Raw genomic sequence first — 24,277 nt, forward strand, 5'->3', positions numbered from 1 at the left:
TATCGTATGCGCTTAAGCTACGAAATCCGCGCATCAAATCCCAAAAATAGAAAGGAAAAAAGGCAAATTAATTGCTGTTTACCGGTTTCAGGGGCGTACCGTCGGTTATTTTTAGGGGAGAGAGGTTCTGGCTGGTGGAACGATCAGCCGACGAACGGAAATTAAATCGGATAATTTTTGACTTCATCTCAACGATGTGCGTACTTTATGAAAATTCGTTTAGCCAAGCCGGGTCACATGATTTTTCCGAATGCGTATGCCACAACTAACAAGCCCTATCGGGCCCTGGGGCGTCTCTTTTTCTTGCTTGCCCTTCTTTTCTGCCTGTTTTACCAGGGTCAGGCGCAGCGCATCCCCTTGCGGTTTTACCTGGAAAAGGACAGCAGTTCGTATGCCGGGCTGCGGCTGACCGGGCAGGTGTGGATGCGGTACAACCAAAACAACCCCGGCACCTTGATTAACGGCGAACCTTCACCCGGGTTTTTTGATATTTCGGTTCGCCGGCTTCGTTTTCAGACCTACGCACGGATACGGGAAAAAACCAATCTGACCCTGACCCTCGGACAGAACAACATCAACTACCTGACGGCCCGATCGGGTGAAATTCGCTTGCTGGACTTTTATGTGGACCATCGGCTCCACCGGAACCTCACGGTGGGTGGGGGGCAGTCCGGATGGAACGGCACCTCGCGATTCGCTGCGCCCCTGACCAGCAAGTTGCTGACCCTGGATGTATCGCCCTTTTTGATTCCCACGGTCAATCAAACCGACAATACTCTCCGCAAGCTAAGCGCATTCCTGGCGGGTCAGGCCGGTGCCTGGGACTACCGGGTGGTCTTCAGCCGGCCCTATGCGCCGGTAGAAAACACCGCACCTGTCCCCGATTCCCGATTTGCCGGCCTCAAACCGGGCATGCAAACGGCGGCCTATGTGAAATACCAGTTTTTCGAACACGAAAGCCTCCGTCCATTTCATCCCGGGACCTACGATGGCGAGAAAAAAATACTGGCGCTGGGCCTGGGAATTGAAAAGCAAAACCGGGCCATGTGGCACCTAAATGCGGCCTCCGATACGGTTACTTCGGCCATTACCCTGTTTGCAGCGGATATTTTTGGCGAACTCCCGGGATACAACGACAAGGCCTGGACCTTTTACCTGGGCTATTTTTATTACGATTTCGGCCCCAATTACCTGCGGGTAATCGGCTTCAATAACGTGGGGAATGGCACGAATGAACGGGGCACTTTTAGCGGAACGGGCAATGCCTGGCCGGCCATTGGAACGGGACATACCGGTCATTTTCAGCTGGCCCATACCTGGAAAATCCCGGGCAGAACGGAAAAAATCCAGCCCTTTGTCTCCGGGCAGTATTCCGTGTACGAAAAACTCCAGGAACCGGTCCGGTACCTGGAGGGAGGTGTGAACCTGCTTTTTGACGGACAGCGTTCAAAAGTAAGCCTGGCCTTTCAGAACCGCCCGGTATTCGATGCCAACCCGGCAGGTAGTCTGGTGCAGCACCAACGCAGGACGGCAGTTGTTCTGCAATACCAGCTGCGGCTGGAATAAGGCCCGTTTCCCTACGGTAAAAATACCATCCGGAGGGATCCATAAATCGGGTCCTCCCGGATGGCGGCGTGCGCATTACTCGTTAACCCATTCGTTGTTTTCCCGGTTGACGTCTGCCAGGCGCAGGGAAGGGTCGATGGAAAGGTTCCGCACCGCAGCTACCGGCCGATCCAGTTGCAGCTCCATGCTCCGGTGGGTCCAGGGCCATTTGTGGACCTGCGTGATTTCCGGAAAGCCGGCTTCGGAGTTTTTTCCGCCCCGCATCATTTCCAGGGGGAGGTAGATGGTTTCCTGCTCTCCATCCCGGTACGTCACCACCAGATCGATGGGCATGGGCATCCGCCCTTTCCTTTCCAGTAGGATCTTCGTCTTGCCGTTTTCTTCGCTTACGGAGGCAATGGCATAATCGATGGTATTGGTGGTATACACCCAGTATTCCTTAAACCAGTCGAGTTCCAGCCCGCTGGCTTTTTCCATCACCCGCGTGATGTCGTTGGCATTCGGATGCCGGAATTTCCATTGATCCCAATACTGCAACATGGCACGATCCCGTACCTCTTCCCCGATGATATAGCCCATTTGGGAAAGGAATAGGGCTCCTTTGGAATAGGCGGCCACGCCGTAGGCGGTATTCGTATGGTAATGGTCGGCATGGGTGGCCATGGGTTCTTCCAGGCCGGACTGCACCAGTCGCTCGTAACTGGCGTAGGCGCCCCGCTGGGGAAAGTCGGACGGTTCCTCCGAGAAAATGGCTGCCATGCACCGGTTGCTTGCAAAGGTGGTAAATCCTTCGTCCATCCAGGGGTAGAGCGATTCGTTGGACCCCAATACTCCCTGAAACCAGCTGTGGGCCAGTTCGTGCACCATCACCCCCACCAGGCTTCCCAGCGTACGGTGTCCGGTAATCAAGGTGGACATGGGGTATTCCATGCCGCCGTCTCCGCCCTGTACCACCGAAAACTGCCGGTAGGGATACTCCCCGTAGTGTTCGCTGAAATACGCCATGGCTTTTTCGGTATACTCCTGTAGCGCAGCCCAGTTTTTTTCGGTCTTGGAGTTTTTTTCGTAGAAAAAATGCAGGGTGATTCCGTTGTCCATCTGCCGGGTATCGTGGGTAAATTCCGGATCCGCCGCCCACATAAAATCGTGTACCCGCGGTGCGTAAAAATGCCAGGTACGGGTGGATTCGTCCGTTTCGGGCACGGTCTGTCCTGCGCTTTCGTATCCGTGGCCGATTTCCGCTGCATTTTGCAGGTAGCCGGTACCACCCAGTACATAGGCTTTGTCCAGGGTGATTTTCACGTCAAAATTACCCCAGGTGCCGTAAAACTCCCGCCCGATGTAGGCATGCGCATGCCAGCCCTGTTCGTCGTAATTGGCCAGCTTGGGGTACCATTGGGCCATGCTGTACCGAATACCTTCGGCATTGTCCCGTCCGGCCCTGCGCACCTGAAGGGGCACCTGCGCCTCAAATTCCGACTCAAATAGAACCGTGCTGTTTGGCAAAATGGGCTCCGGCAGGTCCACTTCCAGAATGGTCCCCACTTCCTCCATCGACACGGGCTGTCCGTTCATGTGCAGACGCTTGACGCGCATGTAGCCGATTTCCTCCGGTCGCAGGTTCAAAATACGCTCGCCCACTCTCCGGTCGGGGTCTGCGATGCTTCGGGATCGTTCGTCCATCATGCTGTTGGGCTGAAAGGCATTGTAATACAAATGAAAAAACACCCGCCGCAGGGTATCCGGAGAATGGTTGGCGTAGGCGATGGTCTGGGTGCCCGTGTAGCGGTTGGTAGCAACATCCATGTCCACGTCCATCTGGTAGTTGATGGATTGTTGCCAGCGCTGGGACTGCCCATTCACCGAGGACCCGACAAAGGCCAGGCAAAGCGCCAAAAGTGAAAAAGACGAGAATTTTTTCATGCGTAGTTTCGTTTTTGCCCCAAAATAAAGCAAATTATGCCAGCGGCCAAACCGTTTGTTTAATTCTAAGGTTGTTCTTAGCGAGTGGCCTGTTTTGAGAGCTAGGATAGGCAGCCGGAAACTCATCGAAACTACCGAAAAAAAAAGCAGGGAAAGCAGCGCCGGTCAATGCCGGCCTGACTGGAACCGGAAAGGTTTAATCGACCTTTTGCTGCCGATCGCCTCATTCCGCCGGATAATTGCGTATGTTTGGAGGCATTCGCCATCCCATGCGGAAGCAGCGATGCGCAGATCAACTTACGGAAATGAGAGCGAACAACCATGACGAAAAATAAGGCTTTTTGGCGGCTGCTTCTGGCCCTATCGCTGACCGTTTTTTTTGCAGTGATTTGGGAAGGTTTGCGGTTTAATTACGATTTCGAAAATTTTTTCCAGCAGGACGACCCGGACTTGGCCTTTTACCAGGAATACCGCTCGACCTTTGAAAACGACAACGATTACCTGTTGCTTGCCTTGGGGAACACGCCTACTATTTACGATAGCCTTTTTCTGGAGAGGGCCCTGGCCCTGGAAAAAGAACTTGCCGCGCTGCCGGGAGTGGAGTCAATGGTTTCGCTGTTGCAGCAGGAGGAGCCGCTGATCGGACCCTTTGGCGTCCGCTTTCGTCCCATTCTGGATTGGTCGTCCCGGGAAGCCCTCGAAAAGTCCGCGCAGCGCCTCTCGGAAGACGATCAATGGAGCGGAAACCTGCTCAGTGACTCGGATGAATACCTCTTGCTGCTCCTAAAAAATAAGCAATTGATCGGAAAAGAGGCAGGGGATTCCCTGTATGTCGCCATCGAATCGGCCGTTAGTTCTTCGGGTATTCCGGATTACCGGATGGCTGGTAAGATCAAGGCGCAGGGGGTGTTTGTCGACTTGCTCCAAAAGGAATTTTCGCTGTTCATGGGTCTGGCAGGCCTCTGGGTGCTCTTTCTGCTGTGGGTACTGTACCGTAGTTGGTGGGCGGTTTTGCTCCCCTTTGCCATTATCGTGCTGGGAATTTTCTGGGCAGGGTCCTTTCTGCTAGCCACCGGTGGGGAATTGGACGTGATGCTGGTCATGCAGCCCCCGATATTGATGGTGATCGGGCTGAGCGGACTGGTGCATTTTTTGAATCATTACCAAAACTCCCTGCGCAGCGGTATGCCCAAGGAGGCGGCCGTGGCGTCCATGAGCAGGGAGTTGACCCTTCCCGTATTTTTGACGGCACTTACCACTTCGCTGGGCTTTGTTTCCTTGTATTTTACCCAAATCACCAGTTTACGTTGGTTTGGACTCTACACGGGTTTGGGTGTGCTTTTCTTGTTTTTGGCCCTGGTCACGATCCTTCCCTGGGCGCTGTATGCCTTTCCCCCGCTAGCCTCTTCCCAAAACCACCGCTGGGCCCGACGCTGGGACAAGGCGCTTCAACAGGTCTATGACCAACTACGGGAGAACAAGGCGGGTATTAGCCTGGGCTTTATCGGCCTCAGCCTGCTGGCCGGTTGGGGTATGGCTCGCATACAAACCAACGGATACATCGTAGACAGCTTGCCGGAGGATCACCCGCTCAAGGAAGATTTTACCTTTTTCGACGAGGTTTTCGATGGGTCCAAGCCGCTGGAAGTATCTCTTCGCATCAAGGATCCCGGGCGGGACCTCTTTGACTATGCCGTACTGCAGGAAATCGAAAGGCTGGAAAACTTCATCCAGGAGAACTACGAAACGGGGAATGTGCTGTCTCCACTCACCCTGGTCAAAGCCGTTAACAAAGCGCAAAATGGAGGAAATCCCAGGGCCTTTGCCTTGCCTTCGGAAGGCGGATTCGAACGGATGGCCCCCATGTTGGATCGATGGATTCGGGAAAACGATCGGGAATTGTGGACGGATAGCCTGGATGCCGGGAGGATTTCTGCCCGCAGCCCGGATAACGGAAGCTACCTGGGGCACCGCCAACACGAGCGGCTGGCGGATTTTGTGGACCGGGAGTTGGACCCGGACTTGCTGCAGGTGCGGCTTACGGGAACTTCCTTTTTGATCGATAAAAGCCACGAACAAGTGACAGAGAAAGTATTTGCCGGCTTGGGTTTTGCCTTTTTTCTGGTGGCGTTGATCGTGGGACTACTTTACCGGTCCTGGCGGGTAGCCCTGATCGCCATGGTGCCCAATATCGTGCCGCTCATTTGGGTAGGCGGGGTGATGTTTGTACTGGGCATTGATTTTAAGCTGTCCACTTCCATAGTTTTTGCGATTGCGTTTGGCATTGCCGTGGACGACAGCATTCATTTTATGAGCAACCTGCGCATGCTACTGGAAAAGGGGATGGGCCTGAAAGAAGCCGTTCGGCGGACCTTTCTGACCACCGGGAAGGCGATTATCCTCACCACGCTGATTCTTTCCTCCGGTTTTTTGGTGCTGGCATTCAGCGAGCTGGAGATTCCCTGGTTTACGGGGGTTCTGGTAAGCCTGTCGCTTTTGTTTGCCCTGCTGGCCGACCTGCTGTGGTTACCGCTTTTGTTGCGGCCGCTACAAAAACACCTGCACAACCGCTTCGGGGCTATCAATCCGGAAAAGCAAACGATGCGGAAATAGGGTAGTGGTCCGAATAATCCACCTCCCGATGGGTTCGGAACTGGAGTACTTGCAGGGGAGCACTGAAAAAGATATTGTCGATCCGCAGAAAAAACAGCACCTTGTTGTAGGTAAATCCAAAGCCCCGGCCCATTTCCTCGAAGGCATTTTTCAGCAATTTTTTAAAACTGAAATAGGTATAGCTGTAAGGTATATCGTTAAAATCCCCTGCAAGGATTACCGGGTGGGGGCTGTTCTCGATGTGCTCTTTCAGGATACGTGCCTGAGCAGCGCGCAGGTGAATGCCATGCTTGAGTTTTTTGATGGTGCTTCGGTATTGGTTTTTGATTCCCCTTAGGTTGTCCAGATCAGCGGCACGGATATTCATGGATTCCAGGTGGGTGTTGTATACCCGGATCGTATCCTTGTCGATCTTGATATCGGCAAACATGGCTCCGTTGTTTCGTTTGTTGTCAAATACCTTCCCGCTATTAATAATGGGAAACTTGCTAAAAATCGCAATGCCGAAGGATTTTTTTTTCGGATTTCCATCCACCGGCAAAAAGGCATGCTCGTAGGTTCCTTCGTTGCTTAGGATCTTTAGCGCATTTTTCGAAGGCGTGGTATAGTCCTGGTAGAATTCCTGAAAACACTTGATATCGGCGGGATTGTCCCGGGCCCATTGCACCGAATTCAGGATCAATTCCTCATTGGTATGCCCCCAGTTATTGTTGAAAAGCATGGCGTTGTAGCTCAGGATCGAAAACCCCTCGGTGGTGCGGTCCGGGGTATTCCATTGAAAGGTGACGGATAGAAATTTCCAGCCAATGAGCAGGGCGAGAAGGGGAAAGACCATCAGCCGTAACCTCCCAAACAGTAATAAAAAAACCAGAAAAAGGTTTAGCAGCAAAAAAACAGGAATCAGCAGGGAGAACAATCCGGAATACCCCCAATTTTCCGGAGATACATACACGCTGAAAAATAGCAATAGGGAAACAAAAAAGATGATGCCAATGATAAGCCGCATAAGATCGCTGTTAATTCGACACAAATTGGGAAAAAAAACCTATACCGAATAAAAGAAATCCGTTTTTTTTGCCGGCGATCGCGAAATTATCCCCGGATGCGTTAGTAGTTTTGCACCGCTGAAAAACGCTGCCTTGCGCCCGATGAAGGCCGACCGATGAAGCCTGCAGGGTGGATAATTAACGGTTTTATAATCCTGGGAGGTGGTAGGGTAGAAAAAAAATACATAAATTAGGATGAAATTAACCCTTTGTTCACATGCGTATAGATAACTACAATCTTTATTATTCCCTTAGCCTCGCGTTGGCCTTGCTTCTTTTTTCTTGTTCCGGTCCCAACACCAGCTCCGAGTCGGACGCATCTACCGAAGTGGCCGCCACTACCGGGGAGGAACGAGCCAGTCCCTTGAAGTCCATTTCAGGAAAAATTGGTGACAAAACCATTGCCGTGCAATACGGTTCACCCGGCATTAAAGGACGGGAAATTTGGGGCGATTTGGTTCCTTACGGGGAAGTATGGCGAACGGGAGCCAATGAGGCCACCTATATCAGCCTGGAAGCGGACGTACTGGTGGAGGGAGAGCCTTTGCCAGCAGGAAAATATTCCCTGTTTACCATCCCGCGGGAAGACGAGCCCTGGACGGTTATTTTGAATTCCGAGTGGGACCTTGAACACGGGCACTTCCAGTACAAGGAAGAACATGACGTGCTCCGCGTAGACGTTACGCCCACCTGGGTGGACGAAAGTCAGGAATGGCTGTCCATCGAACTCGTTTCGGACGGGCTGCACGTGAAATGGGAAAAACTCGTCTTGCCGATCACCATTGAATGAAATACGTCGGATTCTTTTTTTCCCTGACCCTCACCCTTTTGGTGGCCGTAGGCCTGTCCATCAACCTGGCCGGGCTTCCGCCATTGGTAGGCGTTTTTGACCCTTTCCGGGGGGTTTGGCAAAATACCTACAGTGAAGATCGGAATCCCCAAGAATCCCTCGAACTGGAAGGCCTGACGGCTCCCGTAGAAGTCAGTTACGATGCGCACCTGGTGCCCCACCTGTTTGCCGAAAACGAGACCGACCTATTTCGCGCACAAGGCTATGTTACGGCCGCCCACCGGCTGTGGCAAATGGAATTTCAGGTTCGCGCAGCCGAGGGCCGTCTCTCCGAGGTGGTGGGCGAAATGGCCCTGCCCTACGATCGGGAAATGCGGCGAAAGGGACTGGCCTTTGGTGCGGAGACGAAACTGGCCTTTTTGGAGCGTACGGACCCGGAACTGATTGCCCTGATGCAGGCGTATGCCGAGGGCGTAAACGCCTACATAACGCAGCTGGATCCTGGCAAACTTCCCATCGAATACAAATTGCTCGATTACCGGCCCGAGCCCTGGAGTCCGTATAAATCCCTGGTATTTTTGATGAATATGGCCGAAACCCTGTCCGGCGACAGTGATTTTGCCTATACCAATTTCCGAAACCTATTTGGTGAATCCTGGATGCAAAACCTGTTTCCCGAGTATCCGGAAGGCGTGGTTCCGGTGGTTTCCAAAGAACGCTGGGGATTTCGGGCAGGAAGTCCGCGCCCTCCCCGCCTGAGCTATCCCGATAGCGACCTGATTTCGAAGGCGCTGCCTGGAAAAGAACCCGGCTACGGGTCAAACAACTGGGCGGTCTCGGGTAGCAAAACCGCCTCTGGCAACCCCATCCTGGCCAATGATCCCCATTTGGCACTCAACCTTCCATCATTGTGGTATGCCATCCAACTCAGTACGCCCGAATTCTCCGTAAAGGGCGGGAGTTTGCCCGGTGCCCTGGGTGTGGTCATTGGCTTTAACGAACACATGGCCTGGGGGCTGACCAACGCCGACCGGGACGTGAAAGATTGGTACAAAATCACCTTCAAAGGCAGCTCGCGGAAAGAATACCTTTACAACGGGCAATGGATCCAAAGCACCACCCGGCTGGAAACCATAGGGATCAAGGGGCAAAGCGATTACATCGACACCGTGATTTACACCCACTACGGGCCCGTGGTGTACGACAAAAACTTCATGACAGAAAAAAAGCCTGTGGATTTTGCCTTGAAATGGACGGCATTCGAGCCCTCAAACGAGCAGCGAACGTTTATCCAGTTGAATAAAGGAAGGAATCACGCCGATTTCCTGGAGGCCATTTCGAGCTATGTTGCACCGGCACAGAACTTTGCCTTTGCTGCTGCCGATGGCGACATCGCCATGGCAGTACAGGGAAAATTCCCCATCAAATGGAGGGGGCAGGGGAAGTACCTGATGGATGGCAGCAATCCCGATTTTGAGTGGAAGGGCTGGATTCCCGATGCCCATCAACTGCGGGAAATGAACCCGGAAAGGGGATTTGTGCAGTCCGCCAATCAGCACAGCGCCTCCGACAATTACCCCTATTACGTTTTTGCGGACGCCTACGAGTACCACCGAAACCGGCGCATTGACCAACGTCTGTCCGAAATGGAGGACATCACGGTGGAACACATGATGGAATTGCAGGTGGATAATTTTGACATGCATGCCTCGGAAACCTTGCCTTTTTTGCTGGAATCCCTGGATAGCAGCCACTATACCGCGCCAAATTTGAAGTGGATCGAAAAATTGCAGGCCTGGGAGTACCAGGCCAATCCCGACCTGGCGGCGCCCGCGCTGTTCACGTCCTGGTGGCGCCACCTGGAATCGGAACTCTATGGAAGTTGGGATAGCAAGGGGCTTCCGATCGTCTATCCTGCCAAATACGTACTTTCCTCCCTGCTTCAAACCGCGCCGGCGGCTCCCTGGTTTGATAACCCGGCCACGGAAGAACAGGAGACCGCCACCCACTGGGTCAATGCTGGTTTTGAAGCCATGATTCAGGAGATGGAAGCAAGGGAGGTTCTCCCGGACTCGCTCAATTGGGCCACCTACAAAGGAACGGTCATCGCCCATTTGATCCCGAATTTCCGTTCTTTCAGCAAAAAAGACCTGCCGGTAGGCGGTGGCCGCAATATTGTCAATGCCACCAGCGATGACTGGGGCCCTGGTTGGCGGATGGTGGTGGAAATGGGCGAACCCATACAGGCCTACGGCGTATATCCGGGAGGTCAGTCGGGAAACCCCGGAAGCCGCTTTTATGCCAATCTGGTAGGTAAATGGGCTTCGGGTGAGTACCTGCGCATTGATTTGCGAACCGCTTCCGATAGGGAAGGAATCCTTTTCAAAACAACCTTCAAACCGGATTGAGATGCGCGTAGTGATACAGGTACTGCTAAGTGGATTGATCGCCTATTTATTCGGCGGATACTGGCCCTACTGGGTCATCATGGTCGGGATTGCCGGTCTGGCACTCTGGCTAAAGGGGCCTGCCTTTCATTCATTTATCGGGGGGGCACTGGGCGTTGGCCTGGTCTGGCTGCTGGTTCCCCTGCTCACCTGGTCCGCATCCGGATCCGATTTGCCTGATCAGGTTGCGGAAATCATGGGCATGCAAAACGGCCTGGTGTTGGCGGGAATTACCGCCGTGATGGGGTTTCTGATAGGCGGAACCAGTGCACTGACAGGAAACCTGCTCGGAAAGCTGGTCCAACGAAACAAGTTTTACTAAAATTTGCCGGATACCCGGGGGGTGCAGACAGCCGGTTTTTTGGCGATATGCTGCTTCTTTTGTCCCGGTTTTCGGGATTAATCGGTCTCTTTGCCCGATATTGGCGCCTGCTTGCTTTTCAACATTCGGGACGGGGCCGCGGCTGCGTATTTTACCCGCATTCGATCCGGCCGGATTCGCTCTGCGGTTTTTTTTTAAGGCTTTTTTTAGTAAATTAGTCCATCATTTCATCGTTTTTATCGAACCCTATACGAACTCTTTTTCTACCAACAAGCAATCGTACGACATGTCAAAAACCATCATTGTCTCCAATAGATTACCCATCAGCCTTCAACACAAAAACGGAAAGTTTGAATTCAAACCCAGCGCAGGAGGATTGGCAACCGGTTTGGGGTCTATTTACAAGGAAGGAGAAAATATCTGGATCGGCTGGCCCGGAAATGACGTAGCGGACGAAAGCCAGCGGCTGGAAATCGTGGACGAGCTGAAAAAGCTAAAAATGGCGCCGGTGTTTCTAACCAAACAGGACGTGGAGTTGTATTACGAGGGGTTTAGCAACGAGACCATTTGGCCGGCTTTTCATTATTTCACCCAATACATCAATTACGAAGACGCGTATTGGGAAGCCTATTGTCGGGTAAACCAGAAGTTTTGCGATGCCATCCTGGCCAAGGCCGATGCCGAGGACACCATCTGGGTGCACGATTACCAATTGCTGCTGTTGCCCATGATGCTCCGGAACAAGCTGCCAAAAGCCACCATTGCCTTTTTTCAACACATTCCCTTTCCTTCCTACGAAATCATCCGCATGCTTCCCTGGAGAAAACAGTTGCTCGAAGGAATGGTCGGATCCGATCTGATCGGGTTTCATACCTACGACGACATGCGGCACTTTCTCAGCGCCGTTGGGCGAATTCTGGGGCTTTCGAACGAAAGCGGATTCATCCAGGCAGACAACCGCCTGGTCAACGTGGATTCCTTCCCCATGGGCATTGATTACGATAAATTTGCCAAAGCCGCCGTCAGCAAGAAAACACAGCGCACGGTCACCAAATTTATGGAGATGCTTGGGGACCAGAAATTGCTGATTACCATCGACCGCCTGGATTATTCCAAAGGCATTCCCCAGCGAATCAAGGCCTTTGACTTGCTGCTGGAAGACCACCCCGAATACCACGGCAAGGTATCCATGATCATGGTGGTGGTACCTTCCCGGGACCGGGTGAAATCGTACCAGGAACTAAAGGAGGAAATCGACACCCTCGTCGGCAGCATCAACAGCAAGTATTCCACCCTGAACTGGGTGCCGGTGCATTATTTTTACCGCAGTTTTCCATTCAATGAGCTGAGCGCCTTTTATACCATGTCCGACATTGCCCTGGTTACCCCCCTTCGGGACGGGATGAACCTGGTTTGCAAGGAGTTTGTTGCCAGCAAAACCAACAAACAGGGCGTCCTTATCCTGTCCGAAATGGCGGGTGCCAGCAAAGAACTGGTGGATGCAATTCTGGTCAATCCAAACGATCAGGAAGGGGTGAAGAATGCAATCGTGGAGGCCTTAACCATGGATCCTGAGGAGCAGGAGTTGCGCATCAGTTCCATGCAAAGCAGCCTGAAGAAATACGATATCTTTCAGTGGGTCAAGGTATTTATGGATCGACTGAAACATGTTAAAGAGCGGCAAACGGATCTGGAATCCAAGGCCATGGATCAAAAGATAACGAAGCAAATGATCGCTGCGTTCAAGTCCGCCCAGCGCCCCATCGTATTTCTGGATTACGACGGCACGCTGGTAGGCTTTAAAAGCCGCCCGCAAGATGCCTTTCCGGACGAAGAATTGCTCGGGCTGATCGAAGCCCTTTCGCAGGTCTGCCAGGTGGTGATCATCAGCGGCCGGGATAAGGAAACGCTCGGTAAATGGTTTCGCGGACAGCAGGTAGACATGATTGCCGAACACGGCGTCTGGCTCAAAAAGAAGGATCAGGACGGAGATTGGGCCCTGTATGCCGATGTGGACGATAGCTGGAAAGAAGACATTCGCCAGGTAATGGAGTATTACGTACTGCGTACGCCGGGTGCTTTTATCGAAGAGAAACACCATTCCCTGGTTTGGCATTACCGCAAAGTGGAAAGTGGCCTGGGAGACCTGCGGATGCGGGAACTCTTCAGTCACCTGAAATACATGGCGCGTGGGCATAACCTGCAGGTGTTGGAAGGAAACATGGTTTTGGAAATCAAGCGGCCCGATATCAACAAAGGCCGGGCCGCGCTGGCCATGATGCGGGGAGAAGAATACGACTTTGTGATGGCTCTGGGGGATGACTGGACCGACGAAGATACCTTCAAAGCCATGCCCAAAACGGCCTACACCATCCGGGTAGGCTATGCCTATACCCAAGCCAATTACAACGTCAAAAACCCCACCGAAGTACGCGGCCTGCTAAAAAACCTGATCGATTGATGGCGGGATGGTGCGCTCCGGTGCTACACCCGTAGCGTATCGCCCTGCCAGTCTTGAATCGCTTTTTTGATTTGGCGTGGACTTAGCTTTTCCCCAATTGCCCGGTCCATCAGCGGGATGAGTTCCCTGCCACTGGCAAAGCGAAGGGCGATGATTTGCCCCATGGTTAACTTTTTTTCCTGGTGGGTAAAGGGTTTTCCGGTGAGCTGAAAGTAACGCAGCCGCATTTCCAGGCGAATGATCCGATTTTGGTTTTTCAGCGCATAAATCCGGGAAATAACGGGCAGTAAAAAGAGAATAGCGGCGACCAATACCAGGTAGAGTTCGCGCAGCCAATCTCCTCCGGCAGCGAACACCTCGGCCAGGTTCCAAAACGACCAGGAGAGTAAAATCAACGTAAGTGGGGTCACCACGTAGTGATGCAGGGGGTAATACCGGGTATGGTTAGCGTAGTTTTGCATACGTGAAAAATTTAGCAATACAAGAAAACAGCCGTCCTGGCTTCAGAAAAAACCAGTCTCGGAACGAAAGTAAGAAATGTCAGGGAAGAATTGACTCCTTTTGGATTAAAATTGATCATTCCATGCGGTGGACTTCGACAGGCTCAGCCCACGGGGACGCCGATGCCTGAGCTTGTCGAAGGCGGAGGCATGAAAGGATGTTGTCACAGGGCTACACCCTGGGCTGAGGTATTCCGCGCCTTCCGCGCAAAGAATTCAACCCGCTTATATTTCCTTATATGCCTTCTATGGTTCAAAAAAAATGGATGGAACCATAGAAGGGCATATAAGATCATATAAGTTGGTTTTTGGGTGGGGGATGATTTTTTTTTCGATTGATGGTGGTATTTCGCGCTTTCAGCGCTTGGGGTATCGGTCTGCCTATCGATCACAGGGCTTCACCCTGTGCTGTGGTGTGGCGCGCTTTCAGCGCTAAGATTTCACCCCGCTTGTATTTCCTTATATGCCTTCTATGGTTCAAAAAAATGGATGGAACCATAGAAGGGCATATAAGTTGTTTTTTGATGAGGGGCGGTTCTTTTTTACCAGAAGCCCGTTCGTCTCGAAAAACCAGGCACCATCACTAGTCGATTCAACCCCTTCCGGGGTTGGGGGTAGTTTATGGTCACCGAGCCGTGGGTTGCACCCACGGTTATTTTGGTTCAGGCCCTTCAGGCCTGCTTTTGCGGAGCGCATGATCAATAGTCGGAAAGAGCCGATATGAAAATAAACGTTGTTTTAGCCCCATCCGCTGAAGTGAACTCCGTTACCACTTCCCCCAAAAAAAGCTACAAGTCGACTCCGAATCCTTCCGCGCAAAGAATTCACCCCGCTTATATTTCCTTATATGCCTTCTATGGTTCAAAAAAATGGATGGAACCATAGAAGGGCGTATAAGTTGTTTTTTGATGAGGGGCGGTTCTTTTTTACCAGAAGCCCGTTCGTCTCGAAAAACCAGGCACCATCACTAGTCGATTCAACCCCTTCCGGGGTTGGAGGTAGTATATGGTCACCGAGCCGTGGGTTGCACCCACGGTTATTTTGGTTCAGGCCCTTCAGGCCTGCTTTTGCGGAGCGCATAATGAATAGTCGGAAACAGCCTATATGAAAAAAAACGTTGTTTCAGCCCGATCCGCTGAAGTCAATTCCGTTACCACTTCCCCCAAAAAAAGCTACAAGTCGACTCCGAAGCCGTCCGCACAAAGAATTCACCCCGCTTAGATTTCCTTATATGCCTTCTATGGTTCAAAAAAAAATGGATGGAACCATAGAAGGACATATAAGATCATATAAGTTGGTTTTTGGGTGGGGGATGATTTTTTTTCGATTGATGGTGGTATTTCGCGCTTTCAGCGCTTGGGGTATCGGTCTGCCTATCGATCACAGGGCTTCACCCTGTGCTGTGGTGTGGCGCGCTTTCAGCGCTAAGATTTCAACCCGCTTAGATTTCCTTGTATGCCTTCTATGGTTCAAAAAAAAAATGGATGGAACCATAGAAGGACATATAAGATCATATAAGTTGGTTTTTGGGTGGGGGATGATTTTTTTTTCGATTGATGGTGGTATTTCGCGCTTTCAGCGCTTGGGGTATCGGTCTGCCTATCGATCACAGGGCTTCACCCTGTGCTGTGGTGTGGCGCGCTTTCAGCGCTAAGATTTCAACCCGCTTATATTTCCTTATATGCCTTCTATGGTTCAAAAAAATGGATGGAACCATAGAAGGGCGTATAAGTTGTTTTTTGATGAGGGGCGGTTCTTTTTTACCAGAAGCCCGTTCGTCTCGAAAAACCAGGCACCATCACTAGTCGATTCAACCCCTTCCGGGGTTGGAGGTAGTTTATGGTCACCGAGCCGTGGGTTGCACCCACGGTTATTTTTGTTCAGGCCCTTCAGGCCTGCTTTTGCGGAGCGCATGATCAATAGTCGGAAAGAGCCGATATGAAAATAAACGTTGTTTTAGCCCCATCCGCTGAAGTCAACTCCGTTACCACTTCCCCCCAAAAAAAGCTACAAGTCGACTCCGAAGCCTTCAGCGCAAAGAATTCACCCCGCTTAGATTTCCTTGTATGCCTTCTATGGTTCAAAAAAAATGGATGGAATCCTATAAGGGCATAGAAGTTTTTTTGTCCATCGCGCTCAGACCTACTGAGCCCAACGGTCCAAGCAGGTTCCCCTAGAGGTTGTTGTAATACTTGATTTTTTCGTTGAGTTGTTTGAAATCGAGTTTGCCGCCGCTTTCCTTCAACTGGCTCATAATGGCCAATGCCCGGTTGAGCTGGCTGTTTGGGTTCTTTACTGTTCCGGTCAGGTAAATCAGGCTGCGCTGCTTGCCCTTGGTCAGGGCACGAAAAAGCCGGTGAAATTCCTCGTCCTGCTCCAGCAATACCTGCAGTGGTTCGGGAACCGGATGCCCGTATTCGGATGCATCCGAGACCAACTGCACCCGCACCTGCACGCCGGGGTTTAAGTCCAACGCAGTTCTGGTTTTCTTATTCACCAGTAGGTACCAATACTCCTTGCCTTTCATCAGCGCTGCGGGAAAGTCGACCGCGCCGTTGAGTGTGCACCGCACGCGCTTGTTTCCCGCTTTGGTCAATTCTTTCACCACCTCCTCCGGTACGGGCAGGTGAAATTGCCAGAGATTTGAATCAAAACGGCAAAGCTCGGCGGTAAATTCCCTTGTCATGGCCCCGGGTCGGTTGGGCGGTTGATCCAGTCGGCCAGCTTTTCCATGACCGGCTCGTGAAAGGTTTCTTCCAGGCTACCGTATTCGGATACAGCCCCGGTAGGCGCTTGTTGAAACAAGTGATTCAAGTCCTCGAACTGGTGGACTTCCACCCGTTCCAGGCCCATTTCCTTCAGGGCCTGTGCATTTACTGCGGCGTTGACCTGCCGGTCTTTCTTGCCAAAAGCCACCCAGGCGGGCACCTGGATTTGTTTGATGTACTGCTGCGGTTCCATTTTGATGAACGCAAAAAACCAGCCCGAGGTCATGGGCGCATACTGCTCCCAGAGCTTTTCTTTTTCTTTTTTCCGGGCGCTGCTGTCTGCGGTGGGCGAGACAAAATGGGTTTCCAGCAGGGGAAGAAGCGCCTCCCGGGCCGCTTCCGGATCGGGGGCCTCTTTGATGGCTTGGTACAGTTGCCGATTGATTTTCGTTTGCTCTTGTGCCAGTTCCTCCGAGGCTCCGCTGCCCCGTACCAGATCGTAGGTCTGCTGCGCCATGAGTGCATCGATGGAAACGACCGGCGGTGCCAGGGCAGCGATAAACGACAAGTCCGTTCGTTGTTCGGCAGCCATCATCCAGGCAATCAGTCCGCCTTCGCTGTGACCGACCACTCCCAGACGCAGGGTATCGATTTTTTCAAGGCCTTTCAGTCGGGCCAGCCCTGCCCAGGCATCGCTCGCAAAATCCGCCGTTGTTGCCTCCTCAAAGTTGCCCTCTGATTCTCCCACACCCCGATCGTCGTAGCGCAACACGATGATTCCCTGCCGGGTCAGGTAATCGGCCAGCACCCAAAAGGGCTGGTGGGAAAAGATCTCGCTGTTGCGGTTTTGCGGACCCGAGCCGCTTACCAGCACCAGGCCCGGAAACGGGCCGGGACCTGCCGGGATGGTCACGGTACCTTGCAAGAGAATACCGGCTGCCTCGTTTACAAAACCGGTGCGAAGGATTTCATAAGGGAAGGGCCCCTCCGGCGTTTGCGGACGACGAAGGGAGACCGTTTCTTCTCCTGCGAAGGGCGTCAATGTCAGGGGAAATTCCATGCCAGCTTGCCGAAAGGTCCCCTGTATCGCCTGTCCCAGCAGCACCCCTTCGTAGCTGCCCCGGATGGCTTCGATTTGCAGGTAGAGCAAGTTGCCGTTTGCTTGTACCTCGGACAGGGGGATCCCGCGGGCATTTTGCTGTGGGCTATCCATGCTTCCTTTCCAGACCGAATCGGCCCATTGGAAGTGGAAGTGCAGTGGGAGCTTTTGCAGGCCTACATCCAGCTCTCCCTTCCAGGAGCCGCTGATATCGGGGCTTTGGGCAAACGCAACCATGCAGCTACCGGCCAGCAAGAGGCAGGATAGCAGGCGCCTCGCGAAAAACGCCGCTTGCGGTCGTGAAAACGAGCAAAGCTGCGCAAAGGCAGGATTATTCCGTGGCCGCTGGGATTTCATTTCTTGGAATCAGGTTGAGCATGGCTTGTCCGTTGTCCCGGTAGATGGCTTCGTTGATGGAATAAAAATACGCTCCTTTTTTGGAGGAAGACTTATCCTTCTCCCCCTTTTTCGTGAGGATTTTGCTGGACAGCAGTTTTCGGGTAAAATTGCGTTTGTCGATTTTGGTATCGAAGAGCCCTTCGTACAGCGCCTGCAGCTGGGGCAGCGTGAATTTTTCCGGCAACAGTTCGAAAAGGATGGGGTGTAGCGCCGCTTTGTAGCGCAGGCGGTTCAGGGCCATTTGGACCATTTCTTCGTGGTCAAAAATCAATTGCGGCAATTCTTTCATCAAAAACCAACGGGCGTGGAAATCGTCGTTGATTTGCCGTTCGTATTTTTCGATGTCGATCAGGGCCATGTACACCACGCCAACCACCCGCTCTACCGGGTCGCGGTTGGGGGAGCTAAAGGTGTGCATTTGTTCCAGGTACACGTTTTCCAGACCGGTCAGTTGTTTCAGGATGCGGACAGCCGCTTCATCCAGGGATTCCCGGGGCTGCAGGAATCCCCCCATCAGGCTCCATTTTTCCTTTTCCGGGGCAAATCCCCGCTGCACCATCAGCAATTTGTAGTCTTTGCCATCAAACCCCAAAATTATGCAATCCACAGCCACCAATATCCGGGTCTGATTGGAGTATTTTATCATTTTTGTATGGATTAATTCGCTCGCAAATTCCTTTTTACCGCTAGATTCGATGTGCAGCAGTTGGTTTCCAGCGGTTCCCATTAGTACTTAAAACTCCTGCATTGATACTATCCTCGAGTAAGTTTAACCATTTTTTTTTCGATTGTCAATCTCCGGTAGCCAAAAGCCAGGAAATTACCGGGCGGGAATGAATGATTACCTTTGGGCGGGAGCGACACCCCCTGTCAACCAAGTATTGGCGAATCGGTACAGGGAGCATCTTTTGCAAGGAGCCTGTGGACGTAATTTTTTTAAATCCGCTATTGCACTGAATAAAGGCCTGGAACGGTTTGGACACGGCCCTGCTAATTCGGCGCGCCATCGATAGGGTCATTTCGACTGCCGATCAAGGGATGGTATTCTTACAGGAATACCGCTTGCGTCGCCCGTACACGGTAGGTTCAACCCCTTTCGGGGTTGGGAGGTACCTGCTTGCATTATCCTTGGGTTGCATCCACGGTTAGGATTGTTCAGGCCCTTCAGGCCTGGACCGAAGGCGCGGGTTACTACCGGAGCAGGCTTTTCGCCCATGCGGGGGATGGCTTGACGCAGGTGTGATTTCCCGGATTTTGCTCCTATTACCGTTTGTTTTACCGTTTGTTCTTGAATTTACCTGACAACGAACCAACTAAACGATTAAACAATTAAACCCTTACCCACCACAACCCTACCAAATTACCGACCAACTGCCGAAGATAGCCTCCCTACCAACAAACCACCTACCGAACCCATTAACCCTATTAACCACCCCGACTGAATCCAATTCCACCGCTCCTGCCTGTTTGCCCATAACTACAACTCAACTCGTACCGAACCATTTAACCCTTAACCACCGCCACTGAATCCGAAACCTGCCCCAAATGCAAAAAAGCCAGGTCTTAATCAGTCACCTGGCTTTAGGAAAAGGGCATGCCAAGACACAGGTTGTACTCCTTGTTTTAACGCTAATTCCTTCTGTACTTTTGGCTTGATCCAAAAGTACCAAAAGATCAAGACAAAAAAATCCTTCCCCCCGCATACCTCCCGCGCCCTCCTGACTCCCGTCAGGACAGGCCACTGACTCCCGTCAGGACAGGCCCGGTTTTTTGTCGGCCCACCCGCTCTGCTTTTTTAATACCATTCGTTCAAAACTAGTGGATAATTCGAAAATAAGTTCCTGCAAAAAAAAACCATACCCTCAAACAGGAAAATGGCCAGACCCCAAAGTCCAGCCCATACCGAACCCCATTAACCACCACGGCTGAATCTAATACCGCCTCTCCTGCCCATTTGCCCGAAACTACAACTCAGCCCGTTCCGAACCATTTAACCCTTAACCACCACGCTTGAATCCCATACCGCCGATCCTGCCTATTTGCCCATAACTACAACTCAACCCGTTCCGAACCCTATTAACCCTTAACCACCCCGACTGAACCGAATTCCACCGCTCCTGCCTGTTTGCCCAAAACTAAACCTCAGCCCCTTGGGAGCCATTTTAACCACCACGCCTGGAGCTACACCGCCCCAAATGCAAAAAAGACCAGACCCTAAAGCCCAGCTCGTATCGAACCCTATTAACCACCACGGTTGACTCCCATACCGCCTATCCTGCCCATTTACCCATAACTACACCTCAACCCGTACCGAACCCTATTAACCCTTAACCTCCACGGCTGACTCCCATACCGCCTATCCCGCCCATTTACCCAAAACTACAACTCAACCCGTACCGAACCAATTAACCCTTAACCACCACGTTTGGACAAAAAACAAGGTCTTAAAACAAAAGGCCGGACACGAAAGCCCGGCCATTCAAACGCCATTTAACCCTTAACCAACTTTCCTGCCAAAAAAATCTGTGCGAATCCGTGGCCATCTGTGGTGAATAACTAACCGATTCCCTTTTACCCACTACCTGAATCCGAATCATGTCCCAGATGCAAAAAGGCCAGCCCCCAAAGCCCAGCCCAGATCGAACATAACCACCGTCGCTGATGTCAATTGTTCCAATTTTCAACAACAAGGCCTTCAATTTTTCCAAAATGCCGAACGTTATTTGTAACCAAACACAAGTTGTTTGAGATAGCGATACCGGCAATCAAAATATCTATATCATCAATGGTTTCTCCTTTGGCTCTCTGCTCGGAATAGATCGCAGCAGATCTACGAATTGAGTCCTTGGTTAGGTAAAGTAGGGTAGTAGTGAGTGGAACAAAAGTGTTCAAAAATCAAAAGTTGTTTTTTAGCATCCTTGAATGTCAACCCGCTGACAATTTCGTAATAGGTGATAATGCTTATATGGATGTTTTCAAATTGCCTTAGGTACTGCTGGAACATCAAATTGACGTTGTCGTTTCCTTTCAAAAAATACGAAACGATATCGGTATCAATCAAAGCTGGTTTCATCGAAAAATCTCAACCTCTTTGTCTTTCTTCGTTCTTCCAGGTTATTTGTAAACGCACGAAACGTTTCATCATCCAGGTCATCCCAGGATCCGGCAAAAGATAGAAAAGCCGCTTTTTTATCCTTCGGTTCCAACGATTCAATAAATTCCTCGATATCCCGAAGCTTATCCTCTGAAAGGTTATCGATCCTTTCTTTTAATCGTTGCTTTACTTGCTTTGTATTGATCATCATTCCCTCCTGTTACAGGTATACGACAATATACGTGTCAAAATTCAGTATTCCAATCGCCGGGTTTTTAAAACGTAAAAATTTACCCGGGTATCTAAAACCAAACCCCGACAGGGATGAAAAGATGCTAGCCCCGGGTAAGCCGAGGGAAGGGTCAGGTTAATACCTCGGTTGCTGCATTGGCTAACGAACTGGCTGCTACTGGTACAAACTTTCCGCCAATGCCGAGTCACGTATGGGACCACTACCAACGAATCCCCAACAACGCATAAATGCCAATTAACCATGAACCAGCTATCCTGCCCAAATACCCGATATGGTTCCATTCAGGTCAGGCTTTAATGGCAGGACGAAGGTTAATGGTGGTAGTAATGGCTTTTTCCTTCTGTACTTTTTGGCCCTGATTCACTACGCTACTCAGGACAGGCTTGACCCAAAAAGTACCAAAAAAGTCAAGACAAAAAAATCCTTCCCCCCGCAAACCTTCTGCGCCCTCCTGACTCCCGTCAGGACAGGCCCCGTTTTGTGCCGGCCTGCCCGCTTCTTTCAATCGTAGACGTTCAATCAAAATTAGCGTATGCTTCGAAAGTTGGTTCCTATAAAAAAGACCAGACCCAAAAGCCTAGCCGATAACGAACCACTTTATCCCTTAACAACCACGCCTGAATCCCAAACCACCGCTCCTGCCCATTTACCCATAACTACAACTCAACCCATACCGAGCCAATTAACTCTTAACCACCACGTTTGGACAAAAAACAAGGTCTTAAAACAAAAGGCCGGACACGAAAGCCCGGCTATTCAAACGCCATTTAACCCTTAACCAACACGGCTGAACCCAAAACCACCGATCCTGCCTGTTTGCCCATAACTACACCTCAACCCATTCCAAGCCACGTTAACCACCCCGACTGAATCCAAAACCACCGCTCCTGCCTGTTTGCCCATAACTACAACTCAATCCGTACCGAACCAATTAACCCTTAACAACCACCGTTGACTCAAATTCCACCTCTCCTGCCCATTTACCCAAAACTACAACTCAACCTGTACCGAACCCTATTAACCCTTAACCACCACGTTTGGACAAAAAACAAGGTCTTAAAACAAAAGGCCGGACACGAAAGCCCGGCTATTCAAACGCCATTTAACCCTTAACCAACACGCCTGAATCCCAAACCACCGCTCCTGCCTGGTTGCCCGAAACTACACCTCAGCCCATTCCAAGCCACGTTAACCACCCCGACTGAATCCAATTCCACCGCTCCTGCCTGTTTGCCTATAACTACACCTCAACCCATACCGAACCATTTAACCCTTAACCACCACCGTTGACTCAAATTCCACCTCTCCTGCCCATTTACCCATAACTACAACTCAATCCGTACCGAACCAATTAACCCTTAACCACCACGTTTGGACAAAAAACAAGGTCTTAAAACAAAAGGCCGGACACGAAAGCCCGGCTATTCAAACGCCATTTAACCCTTAACCAACACGCCTGAATCCCAAACCACCGCTCCTGACTGGTTGCCCGAAACTACACCTCAGCCCATTCCAAGCCACGTTAACCACCCCGACTGAATCCAATTCCACCGCTCCTGCCCATTTACCCAAAACTACAACTCAACTCGTACCGAACCCTATTAACCCTTAACCACCACGTTTGGACAAAAAACAAGGTCTTAAAACAAAAGGCCGGACACGAAAGCCCGGCCATTCAAACGCCATTTAACCCTTAACCAACTTTCCTGCCAAAAAAATCTGTGCGAATCCGTGGCCATCTGTGGTGAATAACTAACCGATTCCCATTTTACCCACTACCTGAATCCGAATCATGTCCCAAATGCAAAAAAGCCAGACCCCAAAGCCCAGCCCGTATCGAACATAACCATCAGGCCTGAATTTCAATCCAGCGACACTACCACAAAGCCGATCCATACACGTTAGCCCGTTCCCTTTTCCCAACATGCTGTTTTTTCGATGTTTGTGATTTTAGAAGAAAAATTATTCAGATTAGGGAAAATATTTCCCCCTGAGTATTTTTTATTGAAAAGAAAATCCGTAGTATTCGGGAAAAAAAATCAAAAGTTATTAGCCATACAGACACGTGCGACGAAACAAGTAAGTGCACCCCCTTTTTTAGCAAAATCAGTACCGATATAAACTAAAAAAATAATAGGGTGTGTTCGCTTACATCCAGTAAATTGACCATTCATCCCTAAATTAAACCGCCTATGAGAAGAAAAATTCAGAGAATTTAAAATCAGTGATCCGGCTAATTTCTTTTCCGGACTTTTCAAATTAACAACAATCCAATATGAAAAAAAATCTACTAATTTGCTTCCCAATGAAACGGATCTCATTGATGGTAGCAATCCTGTTTTTCGTCCTTTCCAGCGGCTTGACGGCGCAGGGACAGCGACTGGACAGGAACCTGAAAAATCTTACGGTTCCCGAGCGGGCTTCTATCGATAAAATCGAAAAGAGCGAGCCGGCTGCAGCATTCGATGTGACCGTTTCCGGTACCGTTACCGATGCGAACGGCGAACCCATCCCCGGTGCCACCGTCTCGGTGCCCGGCACCTCCATTGGTACGGCCACCGATCTGGATGGCAAGTACTCGCTAACCGTTCCCGACGGTGCTTCCCTGGTGTTCTCCTTTATCGGGTTTGAAAGCCAGACCGTAGAAGTAGGAAACCGACAGACCATCAATATCTCCCTGGTAGAAAGCACCGCTAACCTGGACGAGGTGGTCGTGGTGGGCTATGGTACGCAGCAAAAGGTCAACCTGACCGGTGCCGTGGGCGTGGCTACCAGCGAACGCCTGGAAGGACGGCCCATTGCCAACGTGGCGGAAGGACTTCAAGGGGTGATCCCCAACCTGAACATCGCCCCCCGAAACGGTGATCCTTCCCAAAGTCCCTCATTCAATATCCGCGGATTCCAGTCCATCAACGGTGGTTCCCCTCTGGTGCTGGTGGATAACGTTCCCATGGACCTGAACCGGGTGAATCCCAACGATATCGAAAGCGTTTCGGTATTGAAAGATGCGGCAGCAGCGGCCGTATACGGTGCTCGTGCGGCCTTTGGTGTGATCC

General features: G+C 51.2%; 15 protein-coding genes. 7 read left to right on the top strand and 8 right to left on the bottom strand.

All coding sequences use genetic code 11. The features are described 5' to 3' along the window. Positions 1-207 precede the first annotated feature (207 nt). A complete protein-coding gene (locus GCU44_RS02585; RefSeq protein WP_154853368.1) occupies positions 208-1,566 on the top strand; it encodes a hypothetical protein in 1,359 nt (452 codons plus the stop codon). A gap of 75 nt (positions 1,567-1,641) precedes the next feature. On the opposite strand, the gene GCU44_RS02590 is transcribed toward GCU44_RS02585, so the two are convergent. After that, positions 1,642-3,489: a M1 family metallopeptidase gene (locus GCU44_RS02590; RefSeq protein WP_174238223.1), complete on the bottom strand. Its 1,848-nt coding sequence runs from the start codon at positions 3,487-3,489 to the stop codon at positions 1,642-1,644. Between the two features lie 321 nt (positions 3,490-3,810). On the opposite strand from GCU44_RS02590, the gene GCU44_RS02595 reads away from it, so the two are divergent. Then, positions 3,811-6,102: an efflux RND transporter permease subunit gene (locus tag GCU44_RS02595; protein WP_154853370.1), complete on the top strand. Its 2,292-nt coding sequence runs from the start codon at positions 3,811-3,813 to the stop codon at positions 6,100-6,102. On the opposite strand, the gene GCU44_RS02600 is transcribed toward GCU44_RS02595, so the two are convergent. Further along, positions 6,071-7,108, bottom strand: a complete 1,038-nt coding sequence (locus GCU44_RS02600) for an endonuclease/exonuclease/phosphatase family protein (RefSeq protein ID WP_154853373.1) — start codon at positions 7,106-7,108, stop codon at positions 6,071-6,073. The genes GCU44_RS02595 and GCU44_RS02600 overlap by 32 nt on opposite strands. A gap of 257 nt (positions 7,109-7,365) precedes the next feature. Between GCU44_RS02600 and GCU44_RS02605 the strand changes: the two genes are divergently transcribed. The 4 genes from GCU44_RS02605 to GCU44_RS02620 all read left to right on the top strand — a co-directional run bounded on the left by GCU44_RS02605 (position 7,366) and on the right by GCU44_RS02620 (position 13,168). Next, positions 7,366-7,938: a DUF2911 domain-containing protein gene (locus GCU44_RS02605; RefSeq protein WP_154853375.1), complete on the top strand. Its 573-nt coding sequence runs from the start codon at positions 7,366-7,368 to the stop codon at positions 7,936-7,938. Next, positions 7,935-10,346, top strand: coding sequence for a penicillin acylase family protein (locus tag GCU44_RS02610; protein ID WP_154853377.1), 2,412 nt, complete (start codon positions 7,935-7,937; stop codon positions 10,344-10,346). Before GCU44_RS02605 ends, GCU44_RS02610 begins: the two co-directional genes overlap by 4 nt. Before the next feature lies 1 nt (position 10,347). Next, positions 10,348-10,707, top strand: a complete 360-nt coding sequence (locus tag GCU44_RS02615) for a hypothetical protein (RefSeq protein WP_154853380.1) — start codon at positions 10,348-10,350, stop codon at positions 10,705-10,707. A 286-nt stretch (positions 10,708-10,993) separates the two neighbouring features. After that, the gene (locus GCU44_RS02620) at positions 10,994-13,168 is read left to right on the top strand and encodes a bifunctional alpha,alpha-trehalose-phosphate synthase (UDP-forming)/trehalose-phosphatase (protein ID WP_154853383.1); all 2,175 of its coding nucleotides are present in this window, start codon (positions 10,994-10,996) and stop codon (positions 13,166-13,168) included. Positions 13,169-13,191: 23 nt separating this feature from the next. Here the strand turns inward: GCU44_RS02620 and GCU44_RS02625 are convergent, their stop codons facing one another. From GCU44_RS02625 to GCU44_RS02650, 6 genes are all read right to left on the bottom strand, one after another. Continuing rightward, complete coding sequence (locus tag GCU44_RS02625) at positions 13,192-13,629, bottom strand: DUF6526 family protein (RefSeq protein ID WP_092175721.1); 438 nt, start codon at positions 13,627-13,629, stop codon at positions 13,192-13,194. 2,212 nt (positions 13,630-15,841) lie between these two features. Then, positions 15,842-16,354, bottom strand: coding sequence for a YdeI/OmpD-associated family protein (locus tag GCU44_RS02630; RefSeq protein WP_154853386.1), 513 nt, complete (start codon positions 16,352-16,354; stop codon positions 15,842-15,844). Then, positions 16,351-17,832, bottom strand: a complete 1,482-nt coding sequence (locus GCU44_RS02635; RefSeq protein ID WP_154853389.1) for an alpha/beta hydrolase family protein — start codon at positions 17,830-17,832, stop codon at positions 16,351-16,353. The genes GCU44_RS02630 and GCU44_RS02635 overlap by 4 nt, the downstream gene beginning before the upstream one ends. Beyond that, entirely contained in the window at positions 17,807-18,520 is a 714-nt protein-coding gene (locus GCU44_RS02640) for an NUDIX hydrolase (RefSeq protein WP_154853392.1), read from the bottom strand. The genes GCU44_RS02635 and GCU44_RS02640 overlap by 26 nt, the downstream gene beginning before the upstream one ends. A 2,407-nt stretch (positions 18,521-20,927) precedes the next feature. Continuing rightward, complete coding sequence (locus GCU44_RS02645) at positions 20,928-21,179, bottom strand: hypothetical protein (protein ID WP_154853395.1); 252 nt, start codon at positions 21,177-21,179, stop codon at positions 20,928-20,930. Between the two features lie 328 nt (positions 21,180-21,507). Further along, positions 21,508-21,744 (bottom strand): hypothetical protein, encoded by a 237-nt coding sequence (locus GCU44_RS02650; RefSeq protein WP_154853397.1) that lies wholly within the window; start codon positions 21,742-21,744, stop codon positions 21,508-21,510. 1,782 nt (positions 21,745-23,526) lie between these two features. On the opposite strand from GCU44_RS02650, the gene GCU44_RS02655 reads away from it, so the two are divergent. Continuing rightward, positions 23,527-24,277 (top strand): carboxypeptidase-like regulatory domain-containing protein (locus GCU44_RS02655; RefSeq protein WP_241684813.1); only part of this gene is annotated, 751 nt, incomplete at its 3' end.

This window comes from Cyclobacterium xiamenense (genome assembly GCF_009467825.1).
In the GTDB taxonomy this organism is placed as follows: Bacteria; Bacteroidota; Bacteroidia; order Cytophagales; family Cyclobacteriaceae; genus Cyclobacterium; species Cyclobacterium xiamenense.